This is a genomic window from Pantoea sp. RIT413 (assembly GCF_003057675.2).
Taxonomy (GTDB): domain Bacteria; phylum Pseudomonadota; class Gammaproteobacteria; order Enterobacterales; family Enterobacteriaceae; genus Pantoea; species Pantoea eucrina.
Genome location: NZ_QBJB02000007.1, coordinates 1 through 21059 on the forward strand (window position 1 = coordinate 1; position 21059 = coordinate 21059).

Annotated in this window: 17 protein-coding genes; 9 read left to right on the plus strand and 8 right to left on the minus strand. The window is 57.5% G+C overall.

Going from position 1 to position 21059, the window contains the following annotated elements:
• Positions 1-232: 232 nt before the first annotated feature.
• Positions 233-1636, plus strand: coding sequence for a multidrug transporter subunit MdtD (gene mdtD, locus DBY66_RS10705; protein WP_108570059.1), 1404 nt, complete (start codon positions 233-235; stop codon positions 1634-1636).
• Here the strand turns inward: mdtD and rbsR are convergent.
• From rbsR to DBY66_RS10740, 7 genes are all read right to left on the minus strand, one after another.
• Positions 1633-2616 carry a ribose operon transcriptional repressor RbsR gene (gene rbsR / locus DBY66_RS10710; protein ID WP_039381369.1) on the minus strand — a complete coding sequence of 328 codons (984 nt, stop codon included), beginning with the start codon at positions 2614-2616 and terminating at the stop codon, positions 1633-1635. The genes mdtD and rbsR overlap by 4 nt on opposite strands.
• Before the next feature lie 13 nt (positions 2617-2629).
• Entirely contained in the window at positions 2630-3559 is a 930-nt protein-coding gene (gene rbsK, locus DBY66_RS10715) for a ribokinase (RefSeq protein WP_104085898.1), read from the minus strand.
• Positions 3560-3622: 63 nt separating this feature from the next.
• Positions 3623-4498, minus strand: coding sequence for a ribose ABC transporter substrate-binding protein RbsB (rbsB, locus tag DBY66_RS10720; protein WP_039381376.1), 876 nt, complete (start codon positions 4496-4498; stop codon positions 3623-3625).
• A 27-nt stretch (positions 4499-4525) separates the two neighbouring features.
• A complete protein-coding gene (gene rbsC / locus DBY66_RS10725) occupies positions 4526-5497 on the minus strand; it encodes a ribose ABC transporter permease (RefSeq protein WP_108570060.1) in 972 nt (323 codons plus the stop codon).
• Positions 5494-7002 (minus strand): ribose ABC transporter ATP-binding protein RbsA, encoded by a 1509-nt coding sequence (rbsA, locus tag DBY66_RS10730; protein WP_104085897.1) that lies wholly within the window; start codon positions 7000-7002, stop codon positions 5494-5496. Before rbsA ends, rbsC begins: the two co-directional genes overlap by 4 nt.
• Positions 7003-7009: 7 nt before the next feature.
• Entirely contained in the window at positions 7010-7429 is a 420-nt protein-coding gene (gene rbsD / locus DBY66_RS10735; protein WP_104085896.1) for a D-ribose pyranase, read from the minus strand.
• A gap of 214 nt (positions 7430-7643) precedes the next feature.
• Positions 7644-8042, minus strand: a complete 399-nt coding sequence (locus tag DBY66_RS10740) for a YgiW/YdeI family stress tolerance OB fold protein (RefSeq protein WP_094111666.1) — start codon at positions 8040-8042, stop codon at positions 7644-7646.
• A gap of 178 nt (positions 8043-8220) precedes the next feature.
• On the opposite strand from DBY66_RS10740, the gene qseB reads away from it, so the two are divergent.
• Both qseB and qseC read left to right on the plus strand, forming a co-directional pair.
• On the plus strand, positions 8221-8883 hold the full coding sequence (gene qseB / locus DBY66_RS10745; RefSeq protein ID WP_071668262.1) for a quorum sensing response regulator transcription factor QseB: 663 nt from the start codon (positions 8221-8223) through the stop codon (positions 8881-8883).
• Entirely contained in the window at positions 8880-10253 is a 1374-nt protein-coding gene (gene qseC, locus DBY66_RS10750; protein ID WP_104085895.1) for a quorum sensing histidine kinase QseC, read from the plus strand. Before qseB ends, qseC begins: the two co-directional genes overlap by 4 nt.
• Here qseC and kup read toward each other — a convergent pair.
• A complete protein-coding gene (gene kup, locus DBY66_RS10755; protein WP_108570061.1) occupies positions 10222-12090 on the minus strand; it encodes a low affinity potassium transporter Kup in 1869 nt (622 codons plus the stop codon). The two genes, qseC and kup, sit on opposite strands and share 32 nt — an antisense overlap.
• Positions 12091-12375: 285 nt before the next feature.
• On the opposite strand from kup, the gene ravA reads away from it, so the two are divergent.
• From ravA to mnmG, 6 genes are all read left to right on the plus strand, one after another.
• Complete coding sequence (gene ravA / locus DBY66_RS10760) at positions 12376-13872, plus strand: ATPase RavA (protein ID WP_039385671.1); 1497 nt, start codon at positions 12376-12378, stop codon at positions 13870-13872.
• On the plus strand, positions 13869-15329 hold the full coding sequence (gene viaA, locus DBY66_RS10765; RefSeq protein ID WP_094111669.1) for an ATPase RavA stimulator ViaA: 1461 nt from the start codon (positions 13869-13871) through the stop codon (positions 15327-15329). The genes ravA and viaA overlap by 4 nt, the downstream gene beginning before the upstream one ends.
• Before the next feature lie 72 nt (positions 15330-15401).
• A complete protein-coding gene (ovoA, locus tag DBY66_RS10770) occupies positions 15402-17540 on the plus strand; it encodes a 5-histidylcysteine sulfoxide synthase (RefSeq protein WP_223811799.1) in 2139 nt (712 codons plus the stop codon).
• 104 nt (positions 17541-17644) lie between these two features.
• A complete protein-coding gene (asnC, locus tag DBY66_RS10775) occupies positions 17645-18106 on the plus strand; it encodes a transcriptional regulator AsnC (protein WP_039381403.1) in 462 nt (153 codons plus the stop codon).
• A 153-nt stretch (positions 18107-18259) separates the two neighbouring features.
• Complete coding sequence (mioC, locus tag DBY66_RS10780; protein ID WP_108570062.1) at positions 18260-18700, plus strand: FMN-binding protein MioC; 441 nt, start codon at positions 18260-18262, stop codon at positions 18698-18700.
• 439 nt (positions 18701-19139) lie between these two features.
• Positions 19140-21029, plus strand: a complete 1890-nt coding sequence (gene mnmG, locus DBY66_RS10785; protein WP_108570063.1) for a tRNA uridine-5-carboxymethylaminomethyl(34) synthesis enzyme MnmG — start codon at positions 19140-19142, stop codon at positions 21027-21029.
• The last annotated feature ends 30 nt before the right edge of the window (positions 21030-21059 follow it).

Genomic DNA, 21059 nt, shown 5'->3' on the forward strand with positions numbered 1-21059 from the left:
GTCTCAGTGGTGGCGCATTATAGGGAGTTCTCGCCGGGTGACAAGTGTTTATTGCAAAAAAATAGCTGAGCGTCTCTTTTTTGAGCGAAAGCGCTAAAAGCAGGCATTATATGACCAATTAATGGCCAAAATGGCCTCGTAAGAGGCACAAATCAACGTCATCGCCTGTAACTGCAATGCTATTCTTTTCTGATAATGCTGTTTGCCAGCACCACCAATAGAAGGATTTTCGATGATTCGTTCTGCGCGCAGTATGGCTGGCTTGCCGTGGATAGCCGCAATGGCGTTTTTTATGCAGGCACTCGACGCAACCATTCTTAATACAGCGCTGCCGGCCATTGCCACCAGCCTTGAACGATCCCCCCTTGCTATGCAGTCCGCCGTTATCAGCTATACCCTGACTGTCGCTATGCTGATCCCCGTCAGCGGCTGGCTGGCCGATCGATTTGGCACGCGCCGTATTTTTATTATTGCCGTTTCACTGTTTACGCTGGGATCGCTGGCCTGCGCCCTGTCGGGCTCGCTGACTATTCTGGTGGTGTCACGCATTGTGCAGGGCGTGGGCGGTGCCATGATGATGCCGGTGGCGCGTCTGGCTCTGCTGCGTGCCTATCCGCGCAGTGAACTGCTGCCGGTGCTTAACTTTGTGACCATGCCGGGTCTGGTCGGGCCTATCCTCGGACCGATGCTGGGAGGCCTGCTGGTTACCTACGCCAGCTGGCACTGGATTTTCCTGATCAATATTCCCATTGGTATTGCCGGTATTTTTTACGCGCGTAAATATATGCCGGATTTCACCACGCCAAAACGCCGCTTCGATTTTACCGGCTTTCTTCTTTTCGGTCTGGGGCTGGTGCTGATCTCAGTGGGCATTGAGCTGTTCGGCGAGCGCATTGTTGCGTCATGGCAGGCGCTGCTGGTGCTGTTTGGCGGCTTTGCACTGCTGCTTCTTTATATACTGCATGCGCGGCGCCATCCCGCACCGCTGATCGGTCTGCCGATGTTCCGCACCCGTACATTTTCTGTCGGTATCCTCGGCAATATTGCGGCGCGTCTCGGAACCGGCTGTATTCCCTTTCTGATGCCGCTGATGCTCCAGGTGGGCTTCGGCTATCCGGCTATTATTGCAGGCTGCATGATGGGGCCTACGGCGGTAGGCTCACTGCTGGCCAAATCGACGGTGACGCAGGTGCTGCGCCGCTTTGGCTATCGCCGGACCCTGGTGGGCATTACTATCATTATTGGCATCCTGATCGCCAGCTTCTCGCTGCAGTCGCCGGGTGAGGGCGCAGTTATGCTGCTGATAGCGCTGTTTGTGCTGGGCATGGCGATGTCAACGCAGTTCACCGCGATGAACACGATTACGCTGGCCGATCTGAATGATGACAACGCCAGCGGTGGCAACAGCGTACTGGCGGTAACGCAGCAGGTTTCTATCAGCTTTGGTGTTGCGGTCAGCGCGGCGGTGCTGCGCTTTTACCAGGATTTTGAAAGTACGACCGTGCAGCAGTTCCACGCTACGTTTCTGACGATGGGCGTCATTACCGTGCTGTCTGCCGCCGCGTTTCTGTTACTGCGGCCCGGCGACGGCCGTAACCTGATCGCCAACCGGGAAAAGAAAAAGAAAGCGGCTTAAACAGAACCGCGTTCCACCAGCTCCGGCGTCAGCACCAGCGTTTGCTGACTGGCGTCGGGCGCGCCCATGCGGTGAATCAATGTATCGATAGCCAGCTCGCCCAGCTCATCTTTTGGCTGATGTACCGTGGTCAGCGGCGGTGTCAGATAGCGGGCCAGTTCGATGTTGTCATATCCCATAACCGCAATATCCTGCGGTACCTGCAGGCCCGCCTGATACAACGCGTGATAGACGCCAACGGCCATCGCATCGTTACTGGTAAACACCGCCTCCGGTACCGGCTCCAGCGCCAGCAGCTGCGTCATGGCATTGAATCCGCCCTGGAACTCAAAGTCGCCGTCAACTACATACCCATCAGGTACCGTTAAACCGTGCGCCGCCATCGCTTTATGAAAGCCTTCAAGACGAAGTCGCGCCGGCGTTTTGTCCTGCGGTCCCGCAATACAGGCAATACGCCGGTAGCCTCGTTCAATCAGATGGCGGGTCGCCATTTCGCCGCCCAGTAAGGCATTATCCTGAATGATATCGCCCCGTCCCTCAAACGGTGCCCAGTCCATCATTACCATCGGCACCGAGGGATAACGATTCAGGATCTCAGCCGAAGGCAGATGCGTCTCCGTGCACATCAGCAGCAGGCCATCCACGCGCTTTTGCATCAGCGTTTCCAGGCTGCGATTCATGCGCTCTTCATCCCCTTCGGTATTACACAGGATCAGGCTATAGCCGCGTTCGTAACAGCTGTTTTCCACGCCGCGCACGACCTCAGCATAGAAAGGGTTGCTGCTGGCCGTCAGTAACATACCGATAGTACGCGTCTGCCTGATCTTCAGGCTGCGCGCCAGCGCCGAAGGGGCATAGTTCAGCTCACGGATGGCCTGTTCAACCTTTTCGCGCACCTGCTCGCTGACAAAGCGATTGTTATTGATCACATGCGAAACGGTAGAGGTGGAGACGCCCGCCTGACGGGCAACATCTTTCATGGTAGCCAAGCGCTTATTCCTGTTGCTGCAGGAAAGCGTCGATTTCGCGGCGCCACGGTACAGCAGGCTGAGCGCCGGGCCGCGTTACGGCAATCGCCGCTGCCGCATGCGCAAACCGTACCGCATCATGCATCGTCATGCCTTCCAGCCGCGCGGTAATAAAAGCACCGTTGAAGGTGTCACCTGCGGCAATGGTGTCAACGGCCTGTACGTTAAAACCAGGAATGCGCTCGCCGTTACCCTGTTCGCTCAGCCATACGCCGCGCCGCCCCAGCGTAATCAGCACGGTGCGGATCCCTTTGGCATGCAGCACCTGCGCTGCCTGTGCGGCCTCAGCGTCACTGGTAACGGCAATCCCGGTCAGGATCTCCGCTTCGGTTTCGTTAGGCGTAATGATGTCAATCTGTGCCAGCAATTCATCCGTCAGCCTGGTCGCAGGGGCCGGATTGAGGATCACCTGCGTGCCGTGCTGTCGCGCAAGCTGCGCTGCCGTCAGCACGCTTTCCAGCGGGGATTCCAGCTGCATCAGCAGCGCCTCAGCGTCAGCGATCACCTGCTGATGACGCCGTACATAGTCTGGCGTCAGCGCGGCGTTCGCGCCGGCATAAATGCCGATGTTGTTTTCACCTTCACCGTTGACGAAGATCATCGCCACGCCGGTTGCCTCTGACGGGATGGCTTCAACCGGCGCGATATCAATATTGTCGCGCTGCAGCTGTTCACAGATGCGTTCGCCCGTGTCATCGCCACCTACACAGGCGATAAAGGCGATATCAGCACCCGCGCGTCCGGCTGCCACCGCCTGATTAGCGCCTTTGCCGCCAAACGCAATCTGATACGCCTTACCGATAACGGTTTCACCGGGGCGCGGGAAGTGACTCAGGTTCAGGATATGATCGGCGTTGATGCTGCCCATTACCGCCAGTTTTGCGCATTTACTCATAGGGAGAGATCCAGGAAGTTGCGCCACCCTGAGGGTGACGCGAGGCCACGCTTTTCTTTGGTTTTATTTAGTGACGAGTTTCAGGTCAACCGGGTTGATCGCCTGCACTTTTTCACCTTTCAGCACTTTGTCTGCGGTATCCACGCCAATCATACCAATCTTATCCGGCATCTGCGCCACGGTTGCGGTCAGTTTACCGGACTCTACCGCTTTCACGCCGTCAGCCGTACCATCAAATCCAACCACCAGCACATCGGTTTTACCGGCGGTCTGCAGCGCACGCAGCGCACCCAGCGCCATCTCATCGTTTTGTGCAAACACCGCCTGCACATCCGGATGCGCCTGCAGCAGGTTCTGCATCACGTTCAGCCCTTTAGTACGATCGAAGTCAGCCGGCTGACTGGCAAGAATAGCAAATTTGTGCGCATCAGCGGCCTGCTTGAAACCTTCACCGCGCTCGCGTGCGGCTGATGTGCCGGCGATGCCCTGCAGCTCAATGATTTTTGCGCCGTCACCCACTTTTTTCGCAATAAAATCGCCCGCCATTTTACCGCCAAAGCGGTTGTCAGAGGCGACGTGGCTCACTACCTTGCCCTGTGCTGCCATACGGTCCAGCGTGATCACCGGGATATTTGCCTGGTTAGCCATTTTTACGGCGTTGCCAACAGCGTCGGAATCTGTCGGGTTGATCAGCAGCAGCTTAGTGCCGCGAACGGTCAGATCCTGCACGTTAGCCAGCTCTTTTGCCGGGTTGTTCTGGGAGTCCAGCACCACCAGGTTGTAGCCAAGCTTGTCCGCTTCTTTCTGAGCGCCATCTTTAAGCGAGACAAAGAAGGGGTTATTGAGGGTAGAAACCACCAGCGCAATCGTATCCTTGGCCATTGCGCCGGCACTCAGGGTGGCACCAAGAATGACGGCCAGTGCAGTTAATTTTTTCATTTACAGGATCCTGTGTGAGGGTCAGAGTTATTTACTGCTTTTGTTATCTACCAGCACCGCCAGTAAAATCACGACGGCTTTAACAATCATCTGGTAGTAGGAAGATACGCCCATCAGGTTCAGGCCATTATTCAGGAAGCCCAGAATCAGCGCGCCAATCAGCGTACCCATAATACGGCCTTTACCGCCTGCCAGGCTGGTGCCGCCCAGTACCACTGCAGCAATCGCATCCAGTTCATAACCGGTGCCAGCCGTAGGCTGTGCTGATGAGAGACGGGCGACTTCAATCGTGCCCGCCAGCGCCGCCAGCAGGCCACTCAGCGCATAAACGGTAATTTTGACGCGGTTAACGCTGATGCCTGATAGCCGGGTAGCGGCTTCATTACCGCCCAGCGCATAAATATAGCGACCCAGACGCGTGTGATGCAGCATGTACCACGCCAGCGCGAATACCAGTGCCATCAGCCATACCGGCGTCGGGATCCCCAGCGGGCGACCAATACCGAACCAGCCAAACAGATCGGCGTTTTCACTGAAGCCGGTATTCACCGGACTGCCGTCGGTATAGACCATGGTGACACCGCGCAGCAGCAGCATCATTACCAGCGTCGCGATAAACGCCTGCACCCTGCCGCGCGCAACTATCACGCCGGTGATGCCGCCAATAAACGCGCCCAGCGCCAGGGAAGCGGCAACGGCAACCAGCGCATTGACCTCCATGCCGACAATAGACGCGGCAACCGCGCCGGTAAGCGCCAGCAGCGATCCCACTGACAGGTCGATGCCTGACGTCAGGATCACCAGCGTCATGCCCACCGCCATAATGGCGTTGACCGAGGTCTGCTGCAGAATGTTGAACATGTTGGCCAGCGTAAAGAAGTTCGGGCTCTGGCTGGCGACCACGGCGATCAGCACAATCAGCGCAATCAGTGACTTCTGCTCCAGCAGCCAGCTTTTACTGAACCAGCGGCGGCTGGCGGGTAGGGTGTGGGTACTCATACGACTAAATCCTCGCTGTGTTGCTTACCGACCGCCGCCGCCATCAGGGATTCCTGGGTAGCCTGCTCACGGGAAAATTCGCCACTGATATGGCCTTCATGCATCACCAGAATGCGATCGCTCATGCCCAGCACTTCCGGCATTTCCGATGACACCAGAATGATGCTCAGCCCTTCCGCTTTGAACTGATTAATTAACTGATAAATCTCTTTTTTGGCACCCACATCGACACCGCGCGTGGGTTCATCCAGGATCAGCACGTCCGGACGGGTCATCAGGCCGCGGGCAATCGCCACCTTTTGCTGATTACCGCCGGAGAGCAGGCCAATTGGCTGCATCATTGAGGGCGTCTTTACATTGAACAGGCGGATAAAATCGCCTACCGCCAGCTGCTCTTCCGCATGTTTCAGGTTACCGCCGGCGTGGCTGAAATAGCGCAGCGCCGTCAGCGACATGTTCTCTTTTACCGACATTCCCAGCACCAGTCCGTCGCGCTTACGATCTTCAGAGATATAAACGATACCGCTGGCGAGCCCCTCCTGCGGCGAACGTACGGTCACGGTACGGCCATTGAGCGTGACGCTGCCGCTGCGGCGCGGCAGGGCGCCATACAGCACTTTCATCAGCTCCGTTCGCCCGGCCCCCATCAGCCCTGAAATCCCCAGAATTTCACCTTTGCGCAGGGTAAAGCTGACATCCTCCACGCCTGAGCCACAGAGCTTTTCAACCTGCAGACGGATTTCACCGGGCGATTGATCGAGATGGGGATACTGATCTTCCAGCTTGCGTCCCACCATCATCTCAATCAGCTGCTCTTCACTCAGATCGCTGACGGCGCGTTCGGCAATAAACTGCCCGTCACGAAATACGGTTACGTCATCGCAGATCTCAAAAATTTCTTTCATACGGTGCGAGATATAGACAATGCCGCACCCCTGCGCTTTCAGTTCATTGATAACGTGAAACAGCGACAGCGTTTCGGTATCCGTCAGCGCATCCGTCGGCTCATCCATGATGATGACGCGTGATTCAAAACTCAGTACTTTGGCAATCTCTACCATCTGCTGGTCGCCAATTGAGAGATCGCCCACCAGTTTGTGGCTGCTGAAACGCAGGTTAAGACGCTTAAGCAGCGACTCTGCCTCGCGATGCATCTTTTTCCAGTCGATACGGCCAAACCGGTTTACAAACTCCCGGCCGAGGAAAATATTTTCCGCCACGCTCAGCTGCGGGATCAGATTAAGCTCCTGATGAATAATGCCGATGCCTGCCTCCTGCGACGCTTTAGGGCCGGAGAAGGCGACAGCTTCACCCAGCCACTGCAGCGAGCCGGCGTCCATGGTGTAGATGCCGGTCAGCACCTTCATCATGGTGGATTTACCGGCCCCGTTTTCGCCTACCAGCGCCATAACGCGCCCCGGGTAGACCGCCAGCGAGGCACCATTCAGCGCCTTTACGCCAGGAAACGACTTTTCGATTCCTTTAAGTTGCAGTAAGGGTTGCATAGCGGCCTCAGAAGGTGACGCCGGCGCTCAGGATGACATTCGCATACGGAGAACACTCTCCGCTGCGAATGACCGCCTGGCTGCACTGCGTCTGTTGTTTGAACTGTTCATGACTGATGTAACGGACGGTGATGCTATTCCCCTGGTGCTGTTGCAACGCTTCGAGCACGGCGAGCAGCTGGCTGTGAAGCTGCGGATTATGTTCTTTTATCTCCTCCGCAATCAGGGCGCTTTCTACCTGCATCTCCTGTGTGACTACCTCCACAACCTGTAAAAATCCGGGCGTACCGGGCGTTAACGCCAGGTCAATACGCCGGGGGCCGTGCGGAACAGGCAGGCCCGCGTCCGCAATAGTCAGCGTATTGGTATGCCCGAGGCGGGCAATCACATGAGAGAGTTCAGCGTGTAACAGGCGACCTTTTTTCATTTCATCCACTCCACAGCGAAACGTTTCGCTGTGGAGCAGTGTATAAAAGCAGCATAGTAACGCAATGACACCATCACGGAAGTGTGATCGCCATCGAAACGTTTCGCTGTCAGCCGGAAAAATTTGGGTAAGGGAGTACAGAGAGGCAGGGAGCAGGATGATATGGGCCCATCAGAATAAATGAAGCCACTCAGGCAGTGGCTTCACAACAGAGTTATGGCAGTTTGCGAACCTGTTTCACATCAAGCTCAGTGGCATTGAAATCTTTATCCAGCTCGCCCGTCAGTTCGACGCGATCTTTTGGCGTAATGGTCACGCCGTTCCAGCGCTTGTGGTCAATTTCCACTTTCATGGTGCCGCTGCTGTCGCGGAACAGATAATCTTCATCGCCAGTCTGCTTTTCCAGCGTCCCGCGCACGGTGATCCAGCTGTCATCTTTCATCTCTTCAGCCTGTTTTACCGTCACGACGCTGGCTTCGCCCGCTTTAAAACCGCCCGCCTGATTACTTTGTGCGGCTGGCGCAGCGGGATCCATAAAGCCGCCCTGCGGCGCAGCAAGTACCGGTGCGGTGGCCAGGGCAATCAGGGTCAGTAACGCGATACGTGTTTTCATTAGTTACCTCATTTCTGTGAACAGGTGGAATATCAGCAGTAGACCAGAGAGTTCTTAACAGGATCTTAAGGAGCGCTGTTTTTTACCGTTGCGTGAAAAATAGCTGAAAATCGCGCTGCTGGCCTGTACAAGCCCGGACGGGCTTCGTATAACTCGCCTGTAGCCGGGGGAGAGCACAATGCGAATTCTGTTGATTGAAGATGACACGCTGATTGGCGACGGGCTGAAGGTTGGCCTGACAAAACTGGGATTCAGCGTCGACTGGTTTATATCCGGTGAGGCCGGATGTCAGGCGCTGAGCGCAGCGCCCTGGGATGCAGTGGTGCTGGATCTGTCGCTGCCGGAACGCGACGGGCTGGAGATTCTGCGCCAGTGGCGCGCTGCAGGCGCGGATATTCCGGTGCTGATCCTCACCGCGCGCGACGCACTGGACCAGCGCGTACAGGGTTTACAGCTGGGTGCCGATGACTATCTCTGCAAACCGTTCGCACTGACTGAAGTGGCTGCGCGACTGCAGGCGCTGATCCGCCGCCGGCATGGCCAGCTGCAGCCTGAGCTGCGGCACGGCAATGTTGTCATGCAGCCCGCCAGCCACAGCGTTCTGCTCAATGGCGAACCGCTTGAACTGAAAAGCCGCGAACTGGCGCTGCTGGAGCTGTTTCTGCGACATCCGGCTCAGGTGCTGACGCGCAGCCAGCTTGAAGAGAAGCTTTACAGCTGGGATGACGATGTCTCCAGCAACGCGGTAGAAGTACATATTCATCATCTGCGCAAAAAGCTGGGCAGTCAGTTTATCCGCACCGTGCACGGTATTGGCTATACGCTGGGAGCGGCAGAATGAGCCTGTTTGTGCGCCTGGCAACGGGTTTTGTGCTGCTGATCCTGCTGTGCGGTGCCAGCGCCGGCTGGAGCGCGTGGCAGCAGACGCGCGACACGGTTAATGAACTGTTTGATACCCAGCAGATGCTGTTTGCCAAACGGCTGCTGGCGCTCGACCCCACCAGCCTGCATCACGCGGCATTACCGAAAACCAAAACCCTTTTACGCCATCACCGCGGCGATCAGGATGATGACGCCCTGGCATTTGCGGTGTTCCGCACCGACGGTACGCCGCTGCTCAACGACGGCGAGAACGGGCGCGGGTTATCGTTCGATACGCGACGCGACGGCTTTCGTGACGGGCAGCTGCGTGATGACGATGAGCGCTGGCGTCTGCTCTGGCTGACGTCACCCGATAAACAGTATCGCGTGGTAGTGGGGCAGGAGCAGGAGTACCGGGATGATATGACGCTCGATCTGGCGTCCGCCGCCCTGCTGCCGTGGCTTGTCGCGATGCCGTTTATGCTGCTGCTGCTGCTCTTGCTGGTGTGGTATGAACTGCGGCCGCTGAAGCAGCTGGCGCACCGGCTGCAGCAGCGTGCGCCGGATGACGCGACCACGCTGCCGGTTACGCATCTGCCGCGTGAGGTACAGCCGCTGGTAGCGGCGCTCAACGATCTCTTCGGACGCACGGCGCAGCTGGTACAGCGCGAGCGTCGCTTCACCTCCGATGCCGCCCATGAACTGCGCAGCCCGCTGGCTGCCCTGCGCGTGCAAAGTGAGGTGATCCAGCTGGCCGAAGATGATGAGCAGGTGCGACGGCGGGCGCTGCAGCAGCTCGATAGCGGTATTATCCGTGCGACCCGGCTGGTGGATCAGCTGCTGACGCTGTCGCGCGTTGAAGCGGACGATCTGCGCAGTGAATTTCAGCCGGTCGCGCTGCTCCCGCTGCTGCAGGCGCTGGTCGCTGAACATCTGCCGCAGGCCGCCGCGCAGCAGACAGAGATAACACTGACCAGCGATGCCGCGCCGGTGATGAACGGTCATCCGCTGCTGCTGGGCCTGATGATACGTAATCTGCTGGATAATGCGCTGCGCTATGCGCCGGCACAGAGCCGGATAGCGCTGCGGCTGGAGACGGACAGCATAGTGGTTGAAGATAATGGTGCGGGCGTATCGGACGAGCAGCTGGCGCGGCTCGGCGAACGCTTCTGGCGTCCGCCCGGCCAGGCACAGAGCGGCAGCGGCCTGGGGCTGTCGATTGTGAAAAATATTGCGCAGCTGCACGATCTGCAGCTGCACTTCAGTCACGCCGTGCCGCAGGGGCTGCGCATCACGCTAATCCGGCAACGCAGCGGCGCTAAATCTCGACCTGCGTACCCAGCTCGATAACACGGTTAGGCGGGATTTCAAACTGATCCGGCGCGCGCAGCGCGTTACGCTGCAGCGTCAGGAACAGTTTGCCGCGCAGGCGCAGATACCAGGGCCGCTTACCGATGATCAGCGATTCATGCGACATAAAGAATGAGGTCTCCATCATCCGGCAGTTAAGCCCCTCCAGCCCGCAGCGGTGAAAAATCTCCTCCACGTTTGGCGTCTCGCGCCAGCCGTAGCTCGCCACCACGCGCCAGAACGTAGGCGACAGCTGTTCAATGGTGACCCGGCGTACGTTATGCACATAGGGTGAATCTTCCGTACGCAGCGTCAGCAGCACCACGCGCTCATGCAGCACTTTGTTGTGCTTGAGGTTATGCAGCATCGCGAAAGGGATCACGTTCAGCGCACGCGACATATATACCGCCGTACCCGATACGCGTACCGGCGGTGATTTCTCCAGTGAAGCGATCATCGCATCGAGCGAATTGCCGTGCTCATGCATGCGGCGCAGCAGACGAAAGCGCTCACTTTTCCAGGTCGTCATGATGATGAACATCATCAGCGCCAGCGTCAGCGGCAGCCAGCCGCCGGAGAAGACTTTGATCAGGTTAGCGGAGAACAGCGACACATCAATGCAGAGCATCGCGGCCAGCATCAGCATGACCAGATAGCGATTCCAGTGCCAGTTCTGAATCGCCACCGTGGCGCAGAGGATCGCCGTCAGCACCATAGTGCCGGTCACGGCAATGCCGTAGGCCGCCGCCAGATTACTGGAGTGCTCAAAACCAACAATCACAATCACCACCGCGGCGTAGAGCAGCCAGTTAATGACAGGAATGTAGATCTGTCCTGACTCCTCTTCAGAGGTGTGAACAATGCGCATCGGCGGCAGATAACCGAGCCGCACCGCCTGACGCGTCAGGGAAAAGACGCCGGAGATCACCGCCTGTGAGGCGATAACCGTCGCCAGCGTAGCGAGCAGCAGCATCGGGATCAGCATCCAGTCCGGTGCCAGCAGGAAAAACGGGTTCTTTATCGCTTCCGGATGCGCCAGCAGCAGCGCACCCTGGCCAAAATAGTTCAGCACCAGCGAAGGCAGCACCACCACAAACCACGCCAGACGGATCGGAAATTTGCCGAAGTGTCCCATGTCCGCATAAAGCGCTTCCACGCCGGTGATCGCCAGTACCACCGCACCCAGCGCAAAAAAGGAGACCGACTTATACTGAACAAAGAAGTGCAGCGCCCAGTAAGGATTGATCGCGTGCAGTACATCAGGATTATTCAGGATGCTGCGCGCGCCCAGCACGGCCAGCACCAGAAACCATACCAGCATAACCGGCGCAAACAGCTTGCCTACGATACCGGTGCCCTGTTTCTGGATTATAAACAGCAGCGTCAGCACGGCGATCGCCAGCGGGACGATCCAGGTGTCGAGACCGGGCGCGGCAATCTCCAGTCCCTCAATCGCTGAGAGCACGGATACGGCCGGGGTGATCACCACCTCACCATAAAAGAAGCTGCCGCCGATCAGCCCCATGATCACCAGAACGGCTGTGGCACGCGCGCCGGTGTGACGACCCGCGAGCGACATCAGCGTCAGAATTCCGCCTTCACCCGCATTGTCCGCGCGCATGACGTAACTGATATATTTCAGCGAAACCACCAGAATCAGCAGCCAGAAGATCAGCGATAAAAAGCCGAATACCGCTTCGCGTTCAACGCCAAAGCCGAACTGGCCGGAAAGGCATTCACGTAAGGTATACAGCGGGCTGGTGCCAATGTCGCCATAGACCACGCCGATTGCAGCCAGCGTGACGGCGCTAAGAGACTGTTTCTTATCCGAGCTCATAGGGTGTCTTGTGTTGGAGCCGTTGCGACTCAGGCCATCAAAAAGCGCACAGTATGCACATAATTGGCAGAAACCAACAGACAGCGCTGATGATAATACGCAGCGTACTCTGCTTTTTCGCCGAAAATCCTGCAGAAAACGGGCTGAAAACCGCACGTTGTGCTGCCACAACCTTCTGAAACAAAAAAGCTGACGGCTATCAACGCATTCAAGCATGATAAACAGTAGAGTATTGCGCTCGCCAGACCGTAACGGCACCAGGTTCAGAAGGACAATGATGTGATTATGGCTCAACCCCATCTGTTGGCAGAAAGAATTTCCCGACTGAGTAATGCGCTGGAAAAAGGGCTGTATGAACGGCACCATGCCATTCGCCTCTGCCTGCTGGCAGCGTTAAGCGGCGAAAGCGTTTTTCTGCTCGGCCCGCCCGGCATTGCCAAAAGCCTGATTGCCCGTCGCCTTAAATATGCTTTCCAGCACGCCCGTGCGTTTGAATATCTGATGACCCGTTTCTCCACGCCGGAAGAGGTGTTTGGCCCGCTGTCGATTCAGGCACTGAAAGATGAGGGCCGCTATCAGCGTCTGACCAGAGGCTATCTGCCGGATGCGGAGATCGTCTTTCTGGATGAGATCTGGAAAGCGGGTCCGGCCATTCTGAACACGCTGCTGACCGCCATTAACGAACGCCGCTTCCGGAACGGCGACTGCGAAGAGGCGATCCCGATGCGTCTGCTGGTGACCGCCTCAAACGAGCTGCCGGAAGCTGACAGCGGCCTTGAAGCGCTCTATGACCGCATGCTTATCCGCCTGTGGCTCGATAACGTACATGAGAAGCAAAATTTTCGCAGCATGCTGACCCACCAGCAGGATGAGAACGTCAATCCGGTCGCGGAGTCGCTCTGCATCAGCGATGAAGAGTATCTGCAGTGGCAAAAGGGCATCAGTCAGGTAAAGCTGCCTGACGATGTGTTTGAGCTTATCTATCAGCTGCGTCAGCAGCTGGAAAACCTGCCGGATGCGCCCTACATCTCTGACCGCCGCTGGAAAAAAGCGATTCATCTGCTGCAGGCCAGCGCCTTTTACAGCGGGCGCACGGCGATTGCGCCTATCGATCTGGTTCTGCTCAAAGATTGCCTCTGGCACGACATCGCTTCGATGACGCTGCTGGACCGGGAAATGGATGCGCTGATGACGCAGCACGCCTGGCAGCAGCAGGCGATGCTGCACCGGCTGCAGCAGATCAATGCGCAGCGTCTGGCACTGCAGCAGCAGCAGAGCGTGGCGCAGGCGCTGACGCTGGAGAAACACAGCGGCATGTTCAGCCGTAAGCCACATTATGAGCTGCCGGAGTCGGTTGCCGGCGAACAGCTGACCCTGATGCTGCAGCAGCCGCTGACGCTGCACGATATGCAGGTCAGCCATATAGTGGTAAGCCGTGAGGCCCTGGTACAGTGGCTGCTGAAAGGCGGAGATATACGCGGCAAGCTGAACGGCATCGGCTTTGCACAGTCACTCGATCTGGTGGTCGATACCCATCACTGCCTGACGCTACGCGATGTCAGCCTGCAGTCTGCGCGCCTGACGCTGCCCGGAGCGGCGAGCCTGCAGGCGCTGCCGCCGGAAATCGTTGATGAATATGATGCGCTTGAGGCCCGCCTGCGGGCGCAGCGGGCGCTGTTCAGCCAGCATCAGCGCTGCCTGTTTATCAGCGATGACTGGCTGGCACGCATTGAGACCAGCCTGCAGGATGTCGCCGAGCAGCTGAAACAGGCGCGGAAATGATCTCGCTGGAGACGCTCAGCACACTGCTCTCAATTGGTGAAACGGAGCTGATTGATGAGCTGATTCTGGCGCTGCTGGCCACACCGCAGCTGACGCTGTTTTTCGAAAAATTTCCCCGCATGAAGCAGGCGATGCTGCGCGATCTGCCGCGCTGGCGCGCTGAAATCGCCGGGCAGATGAGATCGACGCCCGTGCCCGCCGTGCTGGCGCAGGAGTTTCAGCTGTTTGAGCGGTTACAGCTGCTCAGCAGCCGTGATTTCAGCGCTCAACTGCCGCACCTCCTTGAGCAGCTGCAGAAGCTGCCATCCCCTTTTCTCACCGAAGCCGGGACGCTGCTGCAGCGTAATGAAGGCCCGGAACTGAGCAACGCGCAGCACCGGCTGTTCCTGCAGCGCTGGCGACTGAGCCTGACGCTGCAGACGCTGACGCTGAATGAAACGTTGCTGGAGGCGCAGCGTGAACGGCTGCTGGCGGAACTGCAGCAGCGTATGGCGCTGAGCGGCCAGCTGGCGCCGGTGCTGAGCGATGAAGATGAGGCCGCCGCCGGCCGGCTGTGGGATCTCAGCAAAGCCTCGCTGCAGCCAGGCGACTACACACTAATTGTGCAATATGGTGCGTTTCTGGCGCAGCAGCCGGAGCTGATGCAGCTGGCGCAGCAGCTGGGCCGCAGCCGCGAAGCCAAATCGGTGCCGTCACGCGATGCGCCGCTGGAAGCGTTTCATCAGCTGGTGCATGAGCCAGATAACGTGCCGGAAGAGGTCAGCGGCATTCATCAGAGCGATGATGTGCTGCGCCTGCTGCCGCCGGAACTGGCCGCGCTCAGTATCAGTGAACTGGAGCTGGAATTTTACCGGCGTCTGGTAGAAAAACGCCTGCTGACCTATCGCCTGCAGGGTGATGCCTGGCACGAAAAAACCGCGCTGCGGCCGGTGAGCCATCAGCAGCATGAAACAGAGCCGCGCGGTCCGTTTATTGTCTGCGTGGATACGTCCGGCTCTATGGGCGGGTTTAATGAACGCTGCGCCAAGGCCTTTTGCCTTGCGCTGCTGAAAATCGCCCTGGCAGATCGGCGTCGCTGCTACATTATGCTGTTTGCCCATGAGGTGGTCGGCTATGAGCTGACCGCCGATAACGGCATTGAACAGGCGATTCGTTTCCTCAGCCAGCGTTTTCGCGGCGGTACCGATCTGACGGCCTGCCTGAGTGCCGTGGTGCAGCGCATGGAAGGCAGCCAGTGGCAGGAGGCAGACGCGGTGATCGTGTCGGACTTTATCGCCCAGCGCCTGCCGGAAGAGCTGATTAAGACCATAAAGCAGCGACAGCGGATGCAGCAGCAGCGGTTTCACGCCGTGGCGATGTCAGCGCATGGCAAACCCGGCATTCTGCGCATCTTCGATCATATCTGGCGCTTCGATACCGGGCTGAAAAGCCGCCTGCTGCGTCGCTGGACGCGCTGATTCATCTGACAGACACGCCTGTTTGCTATAGTGAATGACCCGCTGTGTTTATTCAGCTTTATGGAGTTCACTGTGACAATCGCCGATCTGCCCTGCCAGCTGCCTGCTCCGACCCGCACCCTGCGCCTTTCCGGTGGCACCGCTGAAGAGAAACGTGCCGAACTGCTCGCCTATTTCACTCAGACCTGGACGCTGTATGAAAGCCTGTTCGACTGCCTGAGCGATGAGCGCGCCTGGTTTAATAAAGCGATTTCGCTGCGCCATCCGCTGATTTTCTATTTTGGCCATACCGCATCTTTCTATATCAACAAGCTGATGGCTGGACGCTATCTCGATCGCCGTGTTGACGCGCGCATTGAGGCGATGATGGCGATTGGTGTGGATGAGATGAGCTGGGACGATCTCAATGACGCCCACTACGACTGGCCCGGTGTGGCAGAAGTGCGCGACTACCGCGGCAAAGTGAAAGCGCTGGTGACTGATTTTATCCGTACGATGCCGCTTGAGCTGCCGATCGGCTGGGAGAGTCCGGCCTGGGTGATCCTGATGGGCATTGAGCATGAGCGCATCCATCTGGAAACCTCCAGCGTGCTGATCCGCCAGCTGCCGCTGGAGTGGGTGCAGCCGCAGCCCGTCTGGCCTGCCTGCCCGCTGGCGCGTCACGATCGCGCCGCGGTGCCGGAAAACAGTCTGATTGCGCTGGCGGGTGGATCGGTGCTGCAGGGAAAAACGGATGAGACTTATGGCTGGGACAATGAGTATGGCCATCAGAAAACCGAGCTCGGCCCCTTCCAGGCCAGCAAAATGCTGGTCAGCAACGCGGAGTTTTATCAGTTTGTCGCTGCCGGTGGCTATCAGACGGCGCGCTGGTGGGATGAAGAGGGAGAGGGCTGGCGGACATTTGCCGGGGCGCAGATGCCTGCTTTCTGGGTCGGTGATATCACCCAACCTGACGCGCTGCGCCTGCGCCTGATGACGCAGGAAGTCCCGATGCCGTGGGACTGGCCGGCTGAAGTTAATCAGCTGGAAGCGGCCGCCTTCTGCCGCTGGCTGGCAGACAAAAGCGGTAAGACAATTCAGCTGCCATGTGAGGCGGAATATATGCTGCTGCGCGAACAGGTCAGCGGCGATCAGCCAGACTGGGAGCAGGCACCCGGTAATATCAATCTCGCGTACTGGGCCTCCTCCTGTCCGGTGGATCATTTTTCCCAGGGCGCGTTCTTTGATCTGGTGGGGAACGTCTGGCAGTGGACCACCACGCCCATCAATGGCTTTGAAGGATTTCGCGTCCATCCGCTGTATGACGATTTTTCCACGCCTACCTTTGACGGCAAGCATGCCATCATCAAAGGCGGCAGCTGGATCTCAACCGGTAACGAGGCGTTAAAATCGTCGCGCTACGCGTTTCGCCGCCACTTTTTCCAGCATGCCGGCTTCCGTTACGTGGTGTCAGCGCATCAGGAGAGTATGCAGCTTAACCCGTATGAAACCGACGGCATGGTGTCGCAGTATCTCGATTTCCAGTACGGGCCTGGCTACTACGGCGTGGAAAATTATGCCGAAAAACTGATTGAGCTGGTGCTGCCGCACTGCCATCAGCGCGAGCATGCGCTGGATATCGGCTGTGCCACCGGTCGCGCCAGCTTTGCTCTGGCGCGTCACTTTGCTGCCGTTACCGGCATGGACTACTCCGCACGCTTTATCGACGTGGCGCTGCAGCTCACCTCCGGTGAGGATTTCCGCTACGTGGTACCGGAGGAGGGCGAGCTGGTGGCGTATCGCCAGGTGCGCCTGAAGGAGATCGGCACGGACCGGCAGCAGGCGGAGCGGATCCAATTCGTTCAGGGTGACGCCTGCAACCTGAAGCCGCAGCCGGATCGGTACGATCTGGTGCTGGCCGCCAATCTGATTGATCGTCTGCGTCAGCCAAAGCGTTTCCTGCAGGATATCGCACCGATGATCCGTCAGGGCGGCGTGCTGGCGATCTCTTCACCTTACACCTGGCTTGAGGAGTTCACGCCGAAAGAGAACTGGCTGGGCGGTATCCGCGAAAACGGCGAAGCGCTGACCACCTGCCAGGCACTGCAGCGCCTTCTGCGCGACGAGTTTGATGAAATCGCGCCGCCGCAGGATGTTCCCTTTGTGATCCGCGAAACCGCACGCAAGTTTCAGCATACTCAGGCGCAGCTTACGCTCTGGCGTAAGCGCTAAAAGCGTGCAGACTGCGGCATGCCCGCAGTCTGCATCTTGCCTGCCCCGCTAAATTCCTGCACATTCACCTCTGTTCAGCGAAGACGAATTTAAGAGGAAGGATGATGGCAGAACATCTGCAACTGGATAATCTCGACCGCGGCATACTCAATGCGCTGCTGGAGAACGCCCGCACGGCTTACGCAGAGCTGGCAAAGCAGTTCAATGTCAGCCCCGGCACTATTCATGTCCGCGTTGAGAAAATGCGTCAGGCCGGCATTATTCTCGGTACGCGCGTGGAAATCGATCCACGCCAGCTGGGATTCGATGTTTGCTGCTTTATTGGCATCATTCTGAAGAGCGCACGAGACTATCCGGCAGCGCTCAGCAAGCTTGAAGCGCTGGATGAGGTGGTTGAAGCCTGGTATACCACCGGTCACTACAGCATCTTTATTAAGGTCATGTGCCGATCTATCGATGCGCTGCAGCAGGTGCTGATCAACAAGATCCAGACTATTGATGAGATCCAGTCCACTGAGACGCTGATCTCGCTGCAAAACCCGATCATGCGTACCATCAAGCCCTGAACCGCACCAGCCTGTGCATAAAGTTATGCAGCAGCGATCCGGCGCGGTATCCGGTTTGTCGGCGGATGCTTTCTTTTATTAACCCTGTTTTCCACAGGTGGATCACGGCTTGATCACAGCGTACAATGCCTGCCTTTAGTGCGGGAGACGATCATGGCTGATATTACCTTAATCACCGGCAGTACCCTTGGCAGTGCCGAATATGTCGCAGAACATTTAGAAGAGAAGCTGCAGGATGCGGGCTTCAAAACCAGCGTACTGCACGGCCCGGCGCTTGATGAGGTGCCTGATTCGGGTATCTGGGTGGTGGTAACGTCCACACACGGCGCCGGTGAATTGCCGGACAATCTGCTGCCCTTTTATGAAGCGCTGCAGACTGAAAAGCCCGATCTTTCCGCCGTGCGCTTTGGCGCAGCAGGCATCGGCAACCGCGAATACGATCTTTTCTGTGGCGCAATAAAAACCCTGGAGGCTCAGCTGATCGCGCTGGGCGCAACGCGCATCGGGGAACGGCTGGAAATCGACATGCTTGAGCATGAAATACCGGAAGATGCCGCTGAAGCCTGGGTCGCTGGCTGGATTGAGCAGATCTGACGGATCATAACCGGCAGGGGATCGGGAAATAGTGACGATCCCCAGACGATTACACTGTATTTCTTCCGGATCCTTCCGATCTCCTGTGGATAAACCAGCCTGAATCATGCGTATAACCGGTAGTTATCCCAAGAATAACCGCTGATGCTTTTTTCATCTGTGGATAACCAGCAAAGTTGATCCCAGCTTATCTGGATCAGGATCACCGATCTTTCACAGCAAACGATCCTTCCCAGGCTGATGTAAAATAACGGGTTTGCCACGTTATCCACAGAAACCGGCGATCCTAATAAGAGATCTAACAAGAAGATCATATAAAAGAGTAAAGATCCTTTCTATAAACACGCAGGATCCGCCGCTTTCGCCTGAACCATAATTTCAGTAGAATCCACCGCCCAGGGCAACGATCCCTGTCTGAACTTTAACGAGGACCCACTTCATGTTTTATCCAGATCCTTTTGACGTCATCGTAATCGGTGGTGGTCATGCGGGTACCGAAGCCGCTATGGCGGCCGCCCGAATGGGTCAGCAGACGCTGTTACTCACGCATAACATCGACACGCTGGGACAGATGTCCTGCAATCCGGCAATCGGTGGTATCGGGAAAGGACACCTGGTAAAGGAAGTGGACGCCCTCGGCGGCCTGATGGCCACGGCAATCGATCAGGCAGGTATCCAGTTTAGGATACTAAACGCCAGCAAAGGTCCGGCGGTGCGCGCTACGCGTGCTCAGGCAGACCGTGTACTGTACCGCCAGGCGGTACGCACCGCGCTGGAGAACCAGCCCAACCTGATGATCTTCCAGCAGGCGGTTGACGATCTGATCGTCGAAAACGATCGGGTGGTAGGTGCCGTCACGCAGATGGGGCTGAAATTCCGGGCTAAAAGCGTGGTGCTGACCGTTGGCACCTTCCTCGATGGCAAAATTCATATCGGTCTTGATAATTACAGCGGTGGACGCGCCGGCGATCCGCCTTCTGTCCCGCTGGCAAAACGGCTGCGGGCGCTGCCGCTGCGCGTCAACCGTCTCAAGACCGGTACGCCACCGCGCATTGACGCGCGTTCGATCGATTTCTCTGTACTGACGCCACAGCACGGTGATACGCCGATGCCGGTGTTCTCGTTTATGGGCAGCGTGGCACAGCATCCGCAGCAGGTTCCCTGCTGGATCACCTATACCAACGAACAGACGCATGATGTGATCCGTAATAATCTCGATCGCAGCCCGATGTATGCGGGCGTCATTGAGGGGATTGGTCCGCGTTACTGCCCGTCTATCGAAGATAAAGTGATGCGCTTTGCCGATCGCAACGCCCACCAGATCTTTCTGGAGCCGGAAGGGCTGACCAGCAATGAAATCTACCCGAACGGAATTTCAACCAGTCTGCCTTTTGATGTACAGATGCAGATTGTCCGTTCAATGAAAGGGCTGGAGAACGCCACCATTGTGCGCCCGGGCTATGCTATCGAGTACGATTTCTTCGATCCGCGCGATCTGAAACCCACGCTGGAGAGCAAGTTTATCCACGGTCTCTTCTTTGCCGGCCAGATCAACGGCACCACCGGTTATGAAGAAGCTGCAGCCCAGGGTCTGCTGGCTGGCCTTAACGCTGCACGGCAGTCTGCGGACAAAGAGGGCTGGGCACCGCGCCGCGATCAGGCTTATCTCGGCGTGCTGGTCGACGACCTCTGCACGCTGGGTACCAAAGAGCCATACCGCATGTTTACCTCCCGCGCTGAGTATCGTCTGATGCTGCGCGAAGATAATGCCGATCTGCGTCTGACTGAAACGGGCCGCGAGCTGGGACTGGTCGATGATGCGCGCTGGACGCGCTATAACCAGAAGCTGGAGGCGATTGAGCAGGAGCGCCAGCGTCTGCGCAGCCTGTGGGTGCATCCGAAGTCAGAGAATGTGGCTGACGTAAACAGCATCATCAGCGCACCGCTGACAAAAGAAGCCAGCGCAGAGGATCTGCTGCGTCGTCCGGAGATGACCTATGCCCGACTGATGACGCTGGCGGACTATGGTCCGGCACTGCCTGATGAACAGGCAGCCGAGCAGGTTGAAATTCAGGTTAAATATGAGGGTTACATTGCGCGTCAGCAGGAGGAGATAGATCGCCAGTTGCGCAATGAGAACACGCTGCTGCCTGTCGATCTCGATTACCGTCAGGTTAATGGCCTGTCAAACGAAGTGATCGCCAAGCTCAACGACCATAAGCCGACCTCTATTGGCCAGGCATCGCGTATTTCCGGCATCACGCCAGCTGCGGTCTCAATTCTGCTGATCTATCTCAAAAAACAGGGTCTGCTGCGTAAAAGCGCCTGACTGACCACCGGGGCAGCTTCGACTGCCCCT

Bases quoted from the DNA above. Each gene is read 5' to 3' on its own strand.
- rbsD (WP_104085896.1), bottom strand. From the start codon at position 7,429: ATGAAAAAAGGTCGCCTGTTACACGCTGAACTCTCTCATGTGATTGCC.
- mioC (WP_108570062.1), top strand. From the start codon at position 18,260: ATGGCTGATATTACCTTAATCACCGGCAGTACCCTTGGCAGTGCCGAA.
- rbsK (WP_104085898.1), bottom strand. From the start codon at position 3,559: ATGAGTAAATGCGCAAAACTGGCGGTAATGGGCAGCATCAACGCCGAT.
- ravA (WP_039385671.1), top strand. From the start codon at position 12,376: ATGGCTCAACCCCATCTGTTGGCAGAAAGAATTTCCCGACTGAGTAAT.
- rbsR (WP_039381369.1), bottom strand. From the start codon at position 2,616: ATGAAAGATGTTGCCCGTCAGGCGGGCGTCTCCACCTCTACCGTTTCG.
- asnC (WP_039381403.1), top strand. From the start codon at position 17,645: ATGGCAGAACATCTGCAACTGGATAATCTCGACCGCGGCATACTCAAT.
- rbsC (WP_108570060.1), bottom strand. From the start codon at position 5,497: ATGAGTACCCACACCCTACCCGCCAGCCGCCGCTGGTTCAGTAAAAGC.
- rbsA (WP_104085897.1), bottom strand. From the start codon at position 7,002: ATGCAACCCTTACTGCAACTTAAAGGAATCGAAAAGTCGTTTCCTGGC.
- mnmG (WP_108570063.1), top strand. From the start codon at position 19,140: ATGTTTTATCCAGATCCTTTTGACGTCATCGTAATCGGTGGTGGTCAT.
- DBY66_RS10740 (WP_094111666.1), bottom strand. From the start codon at position 8,042: ATGAAAACACGTATCGCGTTACTGACCCTGATTGCCCTGGCCACCGCA.
- rbsB (WP_039381376.1), bottom strand. From the start codon at position 4,498: ATGAAAAAATTAACTGCACTGGCCGTCATTCTTGGTGCCACCCTGAGT.
- qseC (WP_104085895.1), top strand. From the start codon at position 8,880: ATGAGCCTGTTTGTGCGCCTGGCAACGGGTTTTGTGCTGCTGATCCTG.
- viaA (WP_094111669.1), top strand. From the start codon at position 13,869: ATGATCTCGCTGGAGACGCTCAGCACACTGCTCTCAATTGGTGAAACG.
- kup (WP_108570061.1), bottom strand. From the start codon at position 12,090: ATGAGCTCGGATAAGAAACAGTCTCTTAGCGCCGTCACGCTGGCTGCA.
- qseB (WP_071668262.1), top strand. From the start codon at position 8,221: ATGCGAATTCTGTTGATTGAAGATGACACGCTGATTGGCGACGGGCTG.
- mdtD (WP_108570059.1), top strand. From the start codon at position 233: ATGATTCGTTCTGCGCGCAGTATGGCTGGCTTGCCGTGGATAGCCGCA.